Raw genomic sequence first — 13,323 nt, forward strand, 5'->3', positions numbered from 1 at the left:
GCCGGGCTGGTGGGTATGGACCTCGTCGCCAAGGCGCCGCCGGATGGCCACACCATCCTGGTCCACAGCAATGCCCATGTGGTGGTGCCGGCGCTGGTGGCGCGGCTGCCCTTCGACCCGGTGGGGGATTTCGCCCCCATCGCCCATCTCGGGCGCATCCCGCAGGTGCTGGTGGTCGACCCCCGCCTGCCGGTGCGGGACATGGCGGGATTGCTCGACTACATCCGGGCGCGGCCCGGTCAGCTCCATTTCGCCAGCGCCGGCATCGGCAGCGCCGTGCACCTGGCCGGCGAGGTGTTCCGCTCCGTCGCCAAGCTGGAGATCCAGCCGGTGCATTACCGCGGCGGCGGACCCGCCATGCAGGCGGTGATCGGCGGCGAGGTGATCTACACCATCGACCCCGTCGCCTCCGCCGCCGGCCATATCCGGGGCGGCTCCGTGCGGGCCATCTGCATCACCGGGGCGGAGCGGGTGCCGAGCCTGCCGGAGGTGCCCTCCTCCGCCGAGGCGGGGCTGCCCGACCTCAAGGTGGAAGCCTGGCTGATGGCCATGGCGCCGGCCCGGACGCCACCCGCTGCGGTGGCCCGACTGGCGGAGGCCTTCGCCCGCGCGGCGGAAGGGGCGAAGCAGCGGCTAGCGGAGCTCGGCGTGCAGCCGGCGACGGTCAGGGGCGCGCCGGCGCTGACGGAATTCCTGCGGCAGGACATGGCGCGGAGCGTCGCGGTGCTGCGGGCAGCGGGGGTGCAGCCAGAATAGGTGCCGAGAGGGGGCGCCGCCTCTCGGACTCAGCCCGCCAAAGGCCGAACGGCCTCTGGGAACCGGGAGCTGGGCTGCGCAGGCTCAGCCTGCCAGCCAGGCCTCGAGCAGGGCTGTCACCGCTGCCGGCTCCTCCATCGGCGGCAGGTGGCCGCAGCCGGGAATCACCTCCAGCCGGGCGCCGGGGATGGCCTCGGCCATCTCGGTCGCCAGCTCCGGCGGCGTCAGCGCATCCGCCTCCCCCACCGCCACCAGCGTCGGCACCGCGATGCCGGGCAGGTCCGGCCGGCTGTCCTTCCGGCCGAGGATCGCCGCCTGCTGCCGCAGGAAGGCATCCCGTCCCACCCGCTCCGCCATCGCCATCACCGCCGCCCCGATCGGGCCGTCCAGGTGCTTCGGATGCACGAGCTGCGGCAGCAGCCGCGGCGTCACGCCCCGGAAGGCCCCGGTCCGCGCCAGGCCGATCAACCCGCGCCGGCGCCGCGCCTGCTGCTCGGTATCCGGTCGGGCGGAAGTGTCCAGCAGCGCCAGCCGCGTCACGCGCCCCGGCGCCTGGCGCAGGATTTCGAAGGCGAGGTAGCCGCCCATGGAAAGCCCGGCCAGGGCGAAGCGCGGCGGCGCCGCCGCCAGGGCCCGCGCCGCCATGGCGGCCAGGCTGTCATCACTGAGCGTATCCGCCACCTGGCAGCGGGCGAGGCCCTGAAGCCCCGCGATCTGCGCCTCCCACAGCGCGGAATCGCAGAGCAGGCCGGGCAGCAGCAGCACATCCTGGGTCTCTGGCATGATGCCCGGCATAGCCCCTGCCGCCAGCCGAGGAAACCGCCTTGGAGCCGCCCTATGGCTTGCTTTTCCATGGCATCCGGCGCATATGGCGCGCGGACAGACGCGGCCCCCGGCGGGTAGCCCGCCGGGCGTCGGTTTCAGCGGGTGGCCCCGGCCATGCCGCCACCATGCCGCCGCCGTCCCGGCGAAGGAACCGACCACACTTGACCGATACCCCCGAGCGGCCTGCCAGCGCGGCGGCCGAGGCCGAAGCCACGGAAGCGGAGGCGAAGATCGTCCCGGCCGAGACCGAGACGGCGCCCGAAGCGGCTGCGCCCGAATCGACCGCGATCGAAGCGACCGCCGCGGCGGCGCCGGAGAGCTATGCCGTGCCACTGGCCGCGGCGGAACCGGCGGCGCCCGCCGAGGCGGAGGCCGAGGACGGCGAAAGCGCCGACGACGACGACGATGATGACGATTCTGACGATGAGTCCGACGAGGACGAGTCTGACGATGATGATGACGACGAGTCCGACGACGACGATGATGACGATTCTGACGATGAGTCCGACGAGGACGAGTCTGACGATGATGATGACGACGAGTCCGACGACGACGATGATGACGATTCTGACGATGAGTCCGATGAGGACGAGTCTGATGATGACGACGAGTCCGACGCCGCCGACGACGACACGGCGGAAAAGTCCGGGAAGGAGGCAGAGGAGGCCGCGCCGCGCGTCACCTTCGCCGATCTTGGCCTCTCCGCGCCCATCCTGAAGGCCGTCGCCGAGGCCGGCTACGTCACCCCGACGCCGATCCAGGAAGCCGCCATCCCGGTGGTGCTGATGGGCCGCGACGTGCTGGGCACCGCCCAGACCGGCACCGGCAAGACCGCTGGCTTCACCCTGCCGATGATGGACATCCTCGCCTCCGGCCGGGCCAAGGCGCGCATGCCGCGCAGCCTGATCCTGGAGCCAACGCGCGAGCTGGCGCTGCAGGTGGCCGAGCAGTTCGAGAAATACGGCAAGTACCTCAAGCTCAACCACGCCCTGCTGATCGGCGGGGAGAGCATGAACGAGCAGCGCGACGTGCTGGAGAAGGGCGTCGATGTCCTGATCGCCACGCCCGGCCGGCTGCTGGACCTGTTCGACCGCGGCCGCATCCTGCTGGCGGATTGCAGGATCCTCGTCATCGACGAGGCGGACCGCATGCTCGACATGGGCTTCATCCCGGATGTCGAGCGCATCGTCTCCATGCTGCCCGGCATGCGGCAGACGCTGTTCTTCTCCGCCACCATGGCGCCGGAGATCAAGAAGCTCGCCGACGCCTTCCTGCAGAACCCGAAGGAGATCAGCGTCTCCCCGCCGGCGAGCGTGGCAACCACCATCGTCGCCGGCCTGCTGTGGTGCCGGGAGCTCGACAAGCGCGAGGCGCTGCGCCGGCTGATCCGGCGGGAGCAGGTGCAGAACGCGCTGATCTTCTGCAACCGCAAGGTCGATGTCGACATCCTCTACAAGTCGCTGAAGCGGCATGGCTTCGCCGTCGGCGCCCTGCATGGGGACATGGACCAGCCGAGCCGCTTCGCCACGCTGAACAAGTTCAAGGCGGGGGAGCTACAGCTCCTCGTCTGCTCGGATGTCGCGGCCCGCGGCATCGATATCGGCGGCCTCTCCCACGTCTTCAATTTCGACGTGCCCTTCCGGGACGAGGATTATGTCCACCGTATCGGCCGCACCGGTCGGGCGGGGCGCGAGGGCCATGCCTTCACCATCGCCACGGCGGATGACGCGCGGAACGTCGCCGCCATCGAGAAGCTGACCGGCAAGCCGATCCCACGCATCGAGATCGAGGGCCTCGACCCGGTGAGCAATGAGGAGATCGCCGAGGCGGCCGCCCGCCCGCCGCGCGGCCGCGGTGGCCGGGGCCGCGATGCCGGACGCGGCCGTGGCGGCCGCGAGGCGTCGCGCGACCGCGGCGGCCGCGAGCGGGATCGCAGCCGGCCGGAGCGTGGCGAACGGGATCGCGACCGCGATCGTGCGCGGCCGGAGCGCGCTGCCGACCGCCCGGAACGCGCTGCCGACCGCCCCGAGCGCGGCGCCCGGCCGGAGCGAGGCGACCGCCGGGAGCGTGACCGCGTCGCTGCTCCGCGCGAGGAGATGGAGCGGGACGCCCGCCCGCCGCGCGAGCGCGACCACCGCCGCGAGGATCGGCGCGACGACCGCCGCCGCGACCGGGACCGCGACGATCTGGGCCCCAGCGTCCGCGGCTTCGGCGATGCCGTGCCGGCCTTCATGCTGATCCCGATCCCCCGCCCGAAGCGGGATTCGGCGCCGGAGACGGACGCCGAAGCGGCCTGAGGCCGCCTCCCCCGCCTGGGGGAAGGGTCGGGGTGGGCGTGCCGCGCTCGCGGCCAGCGTTCCGCCGCGCCTCCGCCCCGGGCACCATGCGAACGGGCCCCTGCCCCTTCCAGCCCTCCCCCGCCGGCGGGGAGGGCTCATATTCCATCCGTCGAGCAGCCGAGGAGATCGCCATGTCCGCCGCCAGCGCCGCGAAGCCGAGCTTCGTCTGGGAAGATCCGCTGCTGCTGGAGGAGCAGCTCACGGAGGATGAGCGGATGATCCGCGACACCGCCCGCGAGTTCTGCCAGGGCAAGCTCCTCCCGCGCGTGCTGGAGGCCTTCCGGAAGGAGCATTTCCACCGGGAGATCATGAACGAGTTCGGCGAGATGGGCTTCCTCGGCGCAACGCTCGAGGGCTATGGCTGTGCCGGCGTCTCCTATGTCGCCTACGGGTTGATGGCCCGCGAGGTGGAGCGGGTGGATAGCGGCTACCGCTCCGCCTTCTCCGTCCAGTCCTCCCTGGTGATGTACCCGATCTACGCCTTCGGCTCCGAGGCGCAGAAGGAGAAGTACCTGCCGAAGCTGCGCAGCGGCGAATGGGTGGGCTGCTTCGGCCTGACCGAGCCCGATGCCGGCTCCGACCCCTCCTCCATGCGGACCCGCGCGAAGAAGGTCGATGGCGGCTACCTGCTCAGCGGCTCCAAGACCTGGATCACCAATGCGCCGATCGCCGATTGCGCCGTGGTCTGGGCGAAGGATGACGAGGGCACGCTGCGCGGCTTCATCCTGGAGCGCGGCATGAAGGGCCTGAGCTTCCCGAAGATCGAGGGCAAGTTCTCGCTGCGCGCCAGCGTCACCGGCATGATCATGATGGACGAGGTCTTCGTCCCCGAAGAGAACCGCCTGCCCGGCGTGAAGTCGCTCGCCGGCCCCTTCTCCTGCCTCAACCGCGCCCGCTACGGCATCGCCTGGGGCGCCATGGGCGCGGCCGAGGATTGCTGGCACCGCGCCCGCGAGTACACGCTGAACCGCAAGATGTTCGGCCGGCCGCTGGCCAACACCCAGCTCATCCAGAAGAAGCTGGCCGACATGCAGACCGAGATCACCCTCGGCCTGCACGCCGTGCTGCGCGTCGGCCGGCTGTTCGACGAGCACAAGGCGGCGCCGGAGATGATCTCCCTGGTCAAGCGCAACAATTGCGGCAAGGCGCTCGACATCGCCCGCATGGCGCGGGACATGCACGGCGGCAACGGCATCGTGGACGAGTACCACGTGATCCGCCACGTCATGAACCTCGAGACGGTGAACACCTATGAGGGCACGCATGACGTCCATGCGCTGATCCTCGGCCGGGCCATCACCGGCCTGAACGCCTTCGGGGGCTGACCATCGGCGGCTTCGGCGCCGAGGATGTCGCGGAGATCGAGCGGGCGATTCAATTGGCGATCGCCCCCGCCTTTCTCCTCACCGGCATCTTCAGCCTGCTCAACGTCATGGCCGGACGACTTGGGCGGCTGATCGACCGGGAGCGGTCGATCCGCCAGGGCACGGCCGTGCCGTTGCCGGGCGAGACGCGGCGCCTGGCCCGGCGCGCCTGGCGCATCCACCGGGCGATCGGCGCCTCGGTGCTGGCGGCGATCCTGCTCTGCACCCTGATCGTCACCGCCTTTGCCGGCATTTTTCTCGGCCTGCGGGTCGCCTGGCTGCTGGCGGCGCTGCTGGTCGCCGCCATGCTGGCGATGATCGCGGCGCTGAGCCTCTTCCTTGGCGAGGTGCGCCTCGCTGCACAGCATCTGCCCCTCGATGAAGAGTGAGGTCCTGGACATCGTGGCGCTGGGCGCCGCCGGCGACGGCATCGCGCGCCGGGCGGGCGGCAGCATCTTCGTACCCGGCGCCCTGCCGGGGGAGAGCGTGCGGGCGGAGATCGCCGGCAACCGCGCCCGGCCGGAGGCCTGGCTGCGCGAAAGCCCGGACCGCGTCACCCCGCCCTGCCGGCATTTCGGCGCCTGCGGCGGCTGCGTCCTGCAGCATTGGGCGGCGGCGCCCTATGCCGCATGGAAGCGGGAGAAGCTCGTCGCCGCCCTGACCGCCGCCGGCTTCCCGGAGGCGCCGGTCGCGCCGCTGGTCAGCGTGCCCCCCGCCAGCCGCCGCCGCGCCGACTTGGCCCTGCGCCGCACCCCCGCCGGCATCGCCCTCGGCCTGCACGCCATCGGCCAGGCGGCGGTGGTGAACCTCGCCGAATGCCATGTGCTGGACCCGCGCCTGGTCGCGCTCTTCGCGCCGCTGCGCGCCCTGCTCCGCCGCCTGCCGGCGCTGAAGCGGGAAGGCTCGGCGGTGCTGAACCTGCTGGACACCGGGCCGGACCTGCTGCTGCGCACCGATGGCCCGCTGGACGCCGCCGGCCGCGCCCTGCTGGCGGGCTTCGCACGGGAGCATGGCCTGCCCCGCATCGCCTGGGCCCAGGGCAACGGCCCGGCAGAAAATGCCGCGCAGCTCGGCCCGGTCGCGCTGCGCTTCGGCACCGCCAGCGTGGCGCCGCCGCCGGGTGCCTTCCTCCAGGCCAGCCCGGGCGGGGAGGCCGCCATCATCGCCGCCGTGCTGGCCGGGCTGCCGGCGAAGCTGCCGGCCAAGGCGCGCATCGTGGAGCTGCATGCCGGGCTCGGCACGCTGAGCTTCGCCCTCGCCACCCGTGCCCGGGTGGAGGCCTATGAGGGCGCGGCCGAAGCGGTCGCCGCGCTTGCCGCCGCCGCCGGTAGCGCCGGTGCCCGGATCCGCGCCGCGCGGCGGGATCTGGACCGCCAGCCCCTGGCACCGGCGGAGTTGCAAAACCTGGCGAGCCTGGTGCTGGACCCGCCCTATGCCGGGGCTGCGGCGCAGATGCCGCTGCTGGCGCGGGCGCGGGTGCCACGCATCATCTACGTCTCCTGCAACCCGGGGGCCCTGGCGCGGGACGCCAAGCCCCTGGCCCTGGCCGGCTACCGGGTGCTGGCGGCGACGCCGATCGACCAATTCCCCTGGTCGGCGCATCTGGAGGCGGTCGTCGTCTTCAGCCCCGCAACGACTTGATCCCTGGCGCTTTCACCCCATCCTAAAGCCCGACCCGCTGCGGGGAGGAAGAGCCATGCCCAACACAGCCAGCCGCCGTCTGATCCTTGGGGGGGCCGCCATGGCGCTGGCCTCCCCTGCCCTGCTGCGCGCGACGCCGGCGGCCGCCCAGGCCGCCGCCGGCCCTGCCGCCACCCAGGCGCCGGGCTTCTACCGCTTCAAGGTCGGCAGCTTCACCGTCACCACGGTGCATGACGGCTATGGCACGCGGCCGGTGGAGAATTTCGTCCGCAACGCCTCGCTGGCCGAGGTGCAGGCGGTGCTGGCGGAGAGCTTCCTGCCCACCGACACCTACCGCATCCCCTTCACCGTCACCTTCGTCGAGACGCCGAACGCCTTCGTCGTCTTCGACACCGGCAATGGGGCGACGCCGGCCGGTGCGACGAACGGGAAGATGATCGAGAACATGCGCGCCGCCGGCATCGACCCGGCCCGCATCACCCATGTGATCCACAGCCACTTCCATGGCGACCACATCAACGGGCTGCTGACCGGCAGCGGCGCCGCCGCCTTCCCGAATGCGGAGGTCGTGGTGCCCGCCACCGAATGGGCCTGGTGGACCGAGGCCAGCAACGAAAGCCGCAGCCCGGAGGGCCAGCGCGGCAATTTCGCCAACACGGCCCGCCGCTTCGCCCCCTACCAGGGCAAGATCCGCCAGATCGCGGACGGGGCGGAGGCGGTGCCGGGCGTTCGCGCCATCGCCGCCTATGGCCATACGCCGGGGCACACCATGTACCGGATCTCGGATGGCGCGGCGCAGGCGATCTTCGTCGCGGATATCACCAACCGGCCGGAGCTCGGTTTCCCGCGGCCGGATTTCCACATCGTCTTCGATTTCGACCCGGCGATGGCAGAGGCGACGCGGCGGCGGGTGCTGGACATGGTCGCCACCGACCGCATCCGCATCACCGGCTACCACTTCCCCTTCCCGGCCAATGGCTATGTGGCGAAGCAGGGGAATGGCTACCGCTTCGTGCCCGCCGACTGGTCGAGCACCCTGTAGGCCGAACCGCCAAGCCTGGAATTCACGCCTGCCAAAGGCTCTCCGGCCTTTGGCAGGGTCAGCCCAAGGGGGACGAGGCCCCCCTCGACATCACAGCCCGAAGCCGATCCTGAGCCCAAGGCTGTTCAGCCCCTCATTCGCCCGTGCGGAGCCGGCATTGCTCTCATGGTCGAGGAAGAGCGAGACCGACCAGCGCGGGTCGATCTGGTAGCCGATTTCGCCGCCCACGCGGAACAGCAGGTTGCCGCCCAGGCTTTTGCGGTCCAGCTCGTTTGTCACATGCTTGCCGTTGTTGAGCGAGCCGCCGAAGAAGAAGTCGAAGCGGATGCCGTCGCCGCGGCGGAACACGTCCCGGGCCAGCATGGTGGTCCAGGTCAGGCCGGCATAACCGTAGCTGGTATAGCCCTCGGTGTTCGCGGCGAAGCCAAGATGCACGCGCGGCTGGAACATCCAGCGATAGAGCGGCGGCATGTCCGTGGTGAGCCGCGCCGGCACCGGGCTGACGAAGAGCACCTCGCCCAGGACGTTGGCGCCCCGCTCCTTGGCGCCGATATCGTGCCAGGCGCCGCCGAACCGCACCTCGCTGAAAATGCCCGCCAGGCCCTCACCCGCATGGATGCGCGGCAGCCCGTCCTCCGCCCGGCCGGACACCGGCACGAGCGCCGCCGCCGCCAGAACCACGCCAAAGATCGCACAGCGCACCGCTGCCCCTCCGTCTGTCTTCCCTGTGATTATCAGGAGATATGTGACAAATCGCCAGAGGCGGCAGCGCCGGCGGTCCTCACCCTGGCGTCAGCCGCGCCAGGACAACATCAGACGTGGAAGCTCTCGCCGCAGCCGCAGCGCCCCTTCTCATTGGGGTTGGTGAAGGTGAAGCCCGCGGACAACGCCTTCACCTCGTAATCCATCACCGTGCCGATGAGGAACAGGCTGGCCTTGCGGTCCACCAGCACCGTCACGCCCTTATCGGTCACCTTCTCGTCGGTCGGCTCCGGCGCCTCCACCCAGGTGAGGTCATAGGCAAGGCCCGAGCAGCCCTTGGTCTTCACGCCGATGCGCAGCAGCTTCCCTGCCTCGCCCGCCTCGTAGAGACCGCGCAGCCGCTCGGCGGCGGCCTCGGTCAGCGACATCAGCGGCGGCAGGGCGCGGCGGGGGCGGGGCGCGGCAGTGGTCGTGCTCATCTCTCCGGCACCTCAGTACATGTTCAGGGCGAGGCGGGCATCCTCGCTCATCCGCGTCTGGTCCCAGGGCGGGTCCCAGACCACTTCCACCCGGACATCGGTGACGCCCGGCACAAGGCGGACGCTTTCCTCAACCTGCCCCGGCAGCTCCTGCGCCGAGGGGCAGGAGGGGGTCGTGAGGGTCATCTCGACCTTCACCTTGCCGTCATCCTCGATCTCCACGGCGTAGATCAGGCCGAGCTCGTAGATATCGACCGGGATCTCAGGGTCGAAGACCGTCTTGAGGACGGAGATCACCGCCTCCTCGCTGACGCGGGGCGCGGGCGGCGCGGTCTCGCCTTCCGGCGTCCAGGCACCATGGGTCGGAACGGTGGTGCTGGCCTCGTCACTCACTGCTCGCCTCCTTCGCGCCGTCCAGGGCGGCGTTCAGCGTGTGCCAGGCCAGCGTGGCGCATTTGACGCGGGAGGGGAATTCATGCACGCCGGAAAGCGGCTGCAGCCGCTCCATCTCCTCCTCCAGCGCCGCCTGGCAATGCGGGCAGGTGCCGGTCATCGCCAATTCCCGGAAGCTGTCGGAGAGGGCATGCGCCTCCTCGGCCGTCTTGCCCTTCACCGTCTCGGTCAGCAGGGAGGCGCTGGCGGTGGAGATGGCGCAGCCGCGACCCTGGAAGGCAGCATCGGCGATGCGGCCATCGGGCCCAAGCTTCAGGAACAACTCCAGCCGGTCGCCGCACATCGGGTTGTCGCCGCGGGCGCTGCGGTCCGCATCCTCGAGCCGGCGGAAATTCCGCGGCTTGCGGCCATGGTCCAGGATGACCTCCTGATAGAGGTCGCGCAGGTCATCGAACATCGGGGACCCTCCCGGCGCGGGCGCTCATGCGAAGAACTCCCGCGCCTTGGTCAGCGCCTCGGCCAGGTAATCCACCTCCGCCTCCGTCGTATAGAGACCGAAGCTGGCCCGGACCGTGCCGCCTTCCACCCCAAATCGGGTGTGCAGCGGCTCCGCGCAATGCCTGCCGGCCCGCACCGCGATGCCGGCGCGGTCCAGCAATGTCGCCAGGTCATGGGCATGGGCGTAGTCGGTGGCCATGGCGAAGACGCCGCCGCGATCCTGCGCCCGGCCGAGCAGCCGCACCCCCTCGATATCCGTCAGGCGGCGCATGGCGTGGTCCACCAGGCGCCGCTCATGCGCCTCGATCGCCTCCATGCCGAGGGCGGTCACGTAGTCGATGGCGGCATGCAGCCCGACCGCCTCCACGATGGGCGGCGTCCCGGCTTCGAACTTCGCCGGCGGCGGCGCCCATTCGCTGCGCTTCAGCGTGACGACGGAGATCATGTCGCCGCCGCCGAGGAAGGGCGGCATGCGCTCCAGATGCTCCAGCTTCGCCGCCAGCACGCCGATGCCGGTCGGGCCGTAGAGCTTGTGGCCGGTGAAGACGTAGAAATCCGCGTCCAGCGCCTGCAGGTCCACCCGCCGGTGCACCGCCGCCTGGCTGCCGTCGAACAGCACCTTGGCGCCGGCGGCATGCGCCATCCGGACGATGCGCTCCGCCGGGGCCACCGTGCCGAGGACGTTCGACATATGCGCGATGGCGACCAACCCGACCTTGCCATCCGCCAGCTTGGCCTCGAGGTCCTCGAGGTCGATCTCGCCGCTGTCGGTCACCCGCACCACGCGCAGCTCGACGCCCTTGTCCTCCTTCAGGAGGTGCCAGGGGACGATGTTGGCGTGATGCTCCATCTCGCTGAACAGCACCGCTTGGCCGGGCTGCAGCACATGCCGGCCCCAGCTATGGGCGACGAGGTTGATCGCCTCCGTGCTGTTCTTGGCGAAGACGATGCCGCGCGGGTCGGGCGCATTCAGGAAGCGGGCGGTGGCGGCCCGGGCTGCCTCATAGGCCTCGGTCGCGGCCTCGGAGAGGAAATAGGCGCCGCGATGGACGTTGGCGTAGCGTTCCTCCATGCAGCGGACCATGGCGTCGATGACGACGCGCGGCTTCTGGGCGCTGGCGCCGCTGTCGAGGAAGACCAGATCCTTGCCACGGATCTTCTGCGACAGGATGGGAAAGTCGCGCCGCACCCGCCCGACATCGAAGCTCACGCCATCGAAGCTCACGCCGCCTTCTCCCACCAGCCGGTCACCGCCGCCTGCAGCGCCTCGCGCGCCACCGCATCCTGAACGCCCTCCACCGCCTCGGTCAGGAAGGCTTCCACCAGCATGGACCGCGCCTGCGCCTCAGGAATGCCGCGGGCGCGCAGGTAGAAGAGCTGATCGGCATCGATCTCCCCCACCGTCGCGCCATGGCTGCATTTCACGTCGTCGGCGTAGATTTCAAGCTGCGGCTTGCTGTCGATCTCGGCCTCGGGCGAGAGCAGCAGCGCCTGATTCATCTGGTAGCCATCGGTGCGCTGCGCCACCTGATGTACATGGATCTTGCCCTGGAAGACCCCGCGGGACCGGCCGGAAAGCACGGTCTTGTAGGTCTGCCGGCTGGCGCAGTCGGGCGCCGCATGGTCCAGCACCGTGGTGGTGTCGGCATGCTGCCCGTCCCGCAGCAGCTGCGCGCCATTCATGTGGCAGGCGGCCTTCGGACCTTCCAGCACCACGTGGATTTCGTTGCGCACCAGCTTGCCGCCGGCATTCAGGGTGAAATTGTCATAGGTGGCGCCGGCCGCCACGCGGGCATAGGCGGTGCCGAGCTGGAAGGCGGCCGATCCCTCCTGCTGCAGCCGCGCATGGGTCAGGGTCGCGCCCTCCGCCAGCTCGATCTCATAGACCGGGTTGTGCAGGTAGCGCGTGCCGGCGGGCCCGGTCGCGGTCTCGATCAGCGTCAGGCTCGCCCCTGCCTCCAGCCGGATCAAGTGGCGTGGATGGAAGGCCGCGGGCCGCTCGCCGGGAGAGGCCAGGGAGACCAGCTCCAGCACGCCACCGGCGACGCCGGCCGGCACCGTCACCACCAGCCCGTCCTCGAACAGCGCGGTGTTCAGCGCCACCAGCGCCTGCTCCGCCGGCCGCGCCAGGGCGCCCAGCCTTCCCTCCAGCGTCGACAGCCCGGCGGCAAGGCTGGCCGCCGCGAAGGGCGCTTCCTCCAGCGTCGAGAGGTCCTCGCGCAGCCGGCCATCCTGGAACACGGCGCGCCAGCGGCTGTGGGCGGGCGGCAGGGCGAATTCCGCATCCACCACGCTCAGCGCCTCCTCGAAGCCGGCATCGGCGACGAGGCGCAGATCGGTGTATTTCCAGGCCTCCAACCGCCGGGTCGGGAAGCCCTGGGCGCGGAAGCTCTCGGCCGCCGCCTCGCGCAGCGCCTGCACCCAGGCCAGGCGGGCGCCGGGCAGGCGCTGCCGCAGGCCGTCGAAGCGATGCAGGAAGCCTTCCGCGCCCGTTGCTATCGCGCTCATGCCGCCTTCACCGAGGCATAGCCGCTGGCCTCGAGCTGATGCGCCAGTTCCGGCCCGCCGCTCTGCACGATGCGGCCGCCCATCAGCACATGCACCTTGTCCGGCACGATGTAGTCCAGCAGCCGCTGGTAATGGGTGATGACGAGCGCCGAGAAATCCGGCGCCCGCAGCGCATTCACCCCATCCGCCACGATCTTCAGCGCGTCGATGTCGAGGCCGCTGTCGGTCTCGTCGAGGATCGCCAGCTTCGGGCGCAGCAGCGCCATCTGCAGCACCTCGTTCCGCTTCTTCTCGCCGCCGGAGAAGCCGACATTGACGCCGCGCTTCAGCATGTCCTCCGGCATGGAGAGCGCCTTCATCCGCTCCCGCGCCAGCTTCAGGAATTGCATGGCGTCCAGCTCGGGCTCGCCCTTGCCGCGGCGGACGGCGTTCAGCGCGGTGCGGAGGAAGAGGGCGTTGCCCACTCCCGGCAGCTCCACCGGATACTGGAAGGCGAGGAAGAGGCCGGCTGCCGCCCGCTCCTCCGGCTCCAGCGCCAGCAGATCGACGCCGTTGAAGCTGACGGAGCCGCCGGTGATCTCGTATCCCTCGCGCCCCGAGAGGACGTAAGACAAGGTGGATTTGCCGGAGCCGTTCGGGCCCATGATGGCGTGGATCTCGCCGGCGGGCACCTCCAGGTCGATCCCCTTGAGGATCGGCTTGCCATCAACCTCGGCGGTCAGTCCTTCGATCTTCAGCATCTATCTTTCCTTGCAGAACCGCGGCCGACTCAGACT

At 70.6% G+C, this 13,323-nt stretch carries 14 protein-coding genes; 6 read left to right on the forward strand and 8 right to left on the reverse strand.

The window, feature by feature from the left end:
• Positions 1 to 756, forward strand: a 756-nt coding sequence (locus tag NJ376_RS05170) for a Bug family tripartite tricarboxylate transporter substrate binding protein (RefSeq protein WP_252952165.1), incomplete at its 5' end; no start/stop codon positions are given.
• An 84-nt stretch (positions 757 to 840) separates the two neighbouring features.
• Here the strand turns inward: NJ376_RS05170 and NJ376_RS05175 are convergent.
• Positions 841 to 1,539 (reverse strand): alpha/beta fold hydrolase, encoded by a 699-nt coding sequence (locus NJ376_RS05175; RefSeq protein WP_252952166.1) that lies wholly within the window; start codon positions 1,537 to 1,539, stop codon positions 841 to 843.
• A 272-nt stretch (positions 1,540 to 1,811) separates the two neighbouring features.
• On the opposite strand from NJ376_RS05175, the gene NJ376_RS05180 reads away from it, so the two are divergent.
• The 5 genes from NJ376_RS05180 to NJ376_RS05200 all read left to right on the forward strand — a co-directional run bounded on the left by NJ376_RS05180 (position 1,812) and on the right by NJ376_RS05200 (position 7,967).
• Positions 1,812 to 3,878: a DEAD/DEAH box helicase gene (locus tag NJ376_RS05180; RefSeq protein WP_408906678.1), complete on the forward strand. Its 2,067-nt coding sequence runs from the start codon at positions 1,812 to 1,814 to the stop codon at positions 3,876 to 3,878.
• A gap of 173 nt (positions 3,879 to 4,051) precedes the next feature.
• Complete coding sequence (locus NJ376_RS05185) at positions 4,052 to 5,245, forward strand: acyl-CoA dehydrogenase (protein WP_252952168.1); 1,194 nt, start codon at positions 4,052 to 4,054, stop codon at positions 5,243 to 5,245.
• Positions 5,246 to 5,298: 53 nt separating this feature from the next.
• Complete coding sequence (locus NJ376_RS05190; protein ID WP_252952169.1) at positions 5,299 to 5,673, forward strand: DUF2721 domain-containing protein; 375 nt, start codon at positions 5,299 to 5,301, stop codon at positions 5,671 to 5,673.
• Complete coding sequence (locus NJ376_RS05195) at positions 5,663 to 6,925, forward strand: class I SAM-dependent RNA methyltransferase (RefSeq protein ID WP_252952170.1); 1,263 nt, start codon at positions 5,663 to 5,665, stop codon at positions 6,923 to 6,925. The genes NJ376_RS05190 and NJ376_RS05195 overlap by 11 nt, the downstream gene beginning before the upstream one ends.
• 55 nt (positions 6,926 to 6,980) lie before the next feature.
• On the forward strand, positions 6,981 to 7,967 hold the full coding sequence (locus tag NJ376_RS05200) for an MBL fold metallo-hydrolase (RefSeq protein ID WP_252952171.1): 987 nt from the start codon (positions 6,981 to 6,983) through the stop codon (positions 7,965 to 7,967).
• 90 nt (positions 7,968 to 8,057) lie between these two features.
• On the opposite strand, the gene NJ376_RS29145 is transcribed toward NJ376_RS05200, so the two are convergent.
• The 7 genes from NJ376_RS29145 to sufC all read right to left on the reverse strand — a co-directional run bounded on the left by NJ376_RS29145 (position 8,058) and on the right by sufC (position 13,287).
• Positions 8,058 to 8,669, reverse strand: a complete 612-nt coding sequence (locus tag NJ376_RS29145) for an acyloxyacyl hydrolase (RefSeq protein ID WP_252952172.1) — start codon at positions 8,667 to 8,669, stop codon at positions 8,058 to 8,060.
• Positions 8,670 to 8,779: 110 nt separating this feature from the next.
• Positions 8,780 to 9,148 carry a HesB/IscA family protein gene (locus NJ376_RS05210; RefSeq protein WP_252952173.1) on the reverse strand — a complete coding sequence of 123 codons (369 nt, stop codon included), beginning with the start codon at positions 9,146 to 9,148 and terminating at the stop codon, positions 8,780 to 8,782.
• 12 nt (positions 9,149 to 9,160) lie between these two features.
• Positions 9,161 to 9,541 (reverse strand): SUF system Fe-S cluster assembly protein, encoded by a 381-nt coding sequence (locus NJ376_RS05215; RefSeq protein WP_252952174.1) that lies wholly within the window; start codon positions 9,539 to 9,541, stop codon positions 9,161 to 9,163.
• Positions 9,534 to 9,998, reverse strand: coding sequence for a Fe-S cluster assembly sulfur transfer protein SufU (gene sufU, locus NJ376_RS05220; RefSeq protein WP_252952175.1), 465 nt, complete (start codon positions 9,996 to 9,998; stop codon positions 9,534 to 9,536). The genes NJ376_RS05215 and sufU overlap by 8 nt, the downstream gene beginning before the upstream one ends.
• Positions 9,999 to 10,022: 24 nt before the next feature.
• Entirely contained in the window at positions 10,023 to 11,264 is a 1,242-nt protein-coding gene (locus NJ376_RS05225; protein WP_252952176.1) for an aminotransferase class V-fold PLP-dependent enzyme, read from the reverse strand.
• A complete protein-coding gene (sufD, locus tag NJ376_RS05230) occupies positions 11,261 to 12,547 on the reverse strand; it encodes a Fe-S cluster assembly protein SufD (RefSeq protein WP_252952177.1) in 1,287 nt (428 codons plus the stop codon). Before sufD ends, NJ376_RS05225 begins: the two co-directional genes overlap by 4 nt.
• Positions 12,544 to 13,287 carry a Fe-S cluster assembly ATPase SufC gene (sufC, locus tag NJ376_RS05235; protein WP_252952178.1) on the reverse strand — a complete coding sequence of 248 codons (744 nt, stop codon included), beginning with the start codon at positions 13,285 to 13,287 and terminating at the stop codon, positions 12,544 to 12,546. The genes sufD and sufC overlap by 4 nt, the downstream gene beginning before the upstream one ends.
• Between the last annotated feature and the right edge of the window lie 36 nt (positions 13,288 to 13,323).

The sequence above is a fragment of the Siccirubricoccus soli genome, assembly GCF_024178315.1.
Lineage (GTDB): Bacteria > Pseudomonadota > Alphaproteobacteria > Acetobacterales > Acetobacteraceae > Siccirubricoccus > Siccirubricoccus soli.

What these genes read in the sequence shown, in the direction of transcription:
- sufD (WP_252952177.1), bottom strand. Translation starts at nt 12,547, where the DNA reads ATGAGCGCGATAGCAACGGGCGCGGAAGGCTTCCTGCATCGCTTCGAC.
- NJ376_RS05195 (WP_252952170.1), top strand. Translation starts at nt 5,663, where the DNA reads ATGAAGAGTGAGGTCCTGGACATCGTGGCGCTGGGCGCCGCCGGCGAC.
- NJ376_RS05185 (WP_252952168.1), top strand. Translation starts at nt 4,052, where the DNA reads ATGTCCGCCGCCAGCGCCGCGAAGCCGAGCTTCGTCTGGGAAGATCCG.
- NJ376_RS05175 (WP_252952166.1), bottom strand. Translation starts at nt 1,539, where the DNA reads ATGCCAGAGACCCAGGATGTGCTGCTGCTGCCCGGCCTGCTCTGCGAT.
- sufC (WP_252952178.1), bottom strand. Translation starts at nt 13,287, where the DNA reads ATGCTGAAGATCGAAGGACTGACCGCCGAGGTTGATGGCAAGCCGATC.
- NJ376_RS05200 (WP_252952171.1), top strand. Translation starts at nt 6,981, where the DNA reads ATGCCCAACACAGCCAGCCGCCGTCTGATCCTTGGGGGGGCCGCCATG.
- sufU (WP_252952175.1), bottom strand. Translation starts at nt 9,998, where the DNA reads ATGTTCGATGACCTGCGCGACCTCTATCAGGAGGTCATCCTGGACCAT.
- NJ376_RS05210 (WP_252952173.1), bottom strand. Translation starts at nt 9,148, where the DNA reads ATGAGCACGACCACTGCCGCGCCCCGCCCCCGCCGCGCCCTGCCGCCG.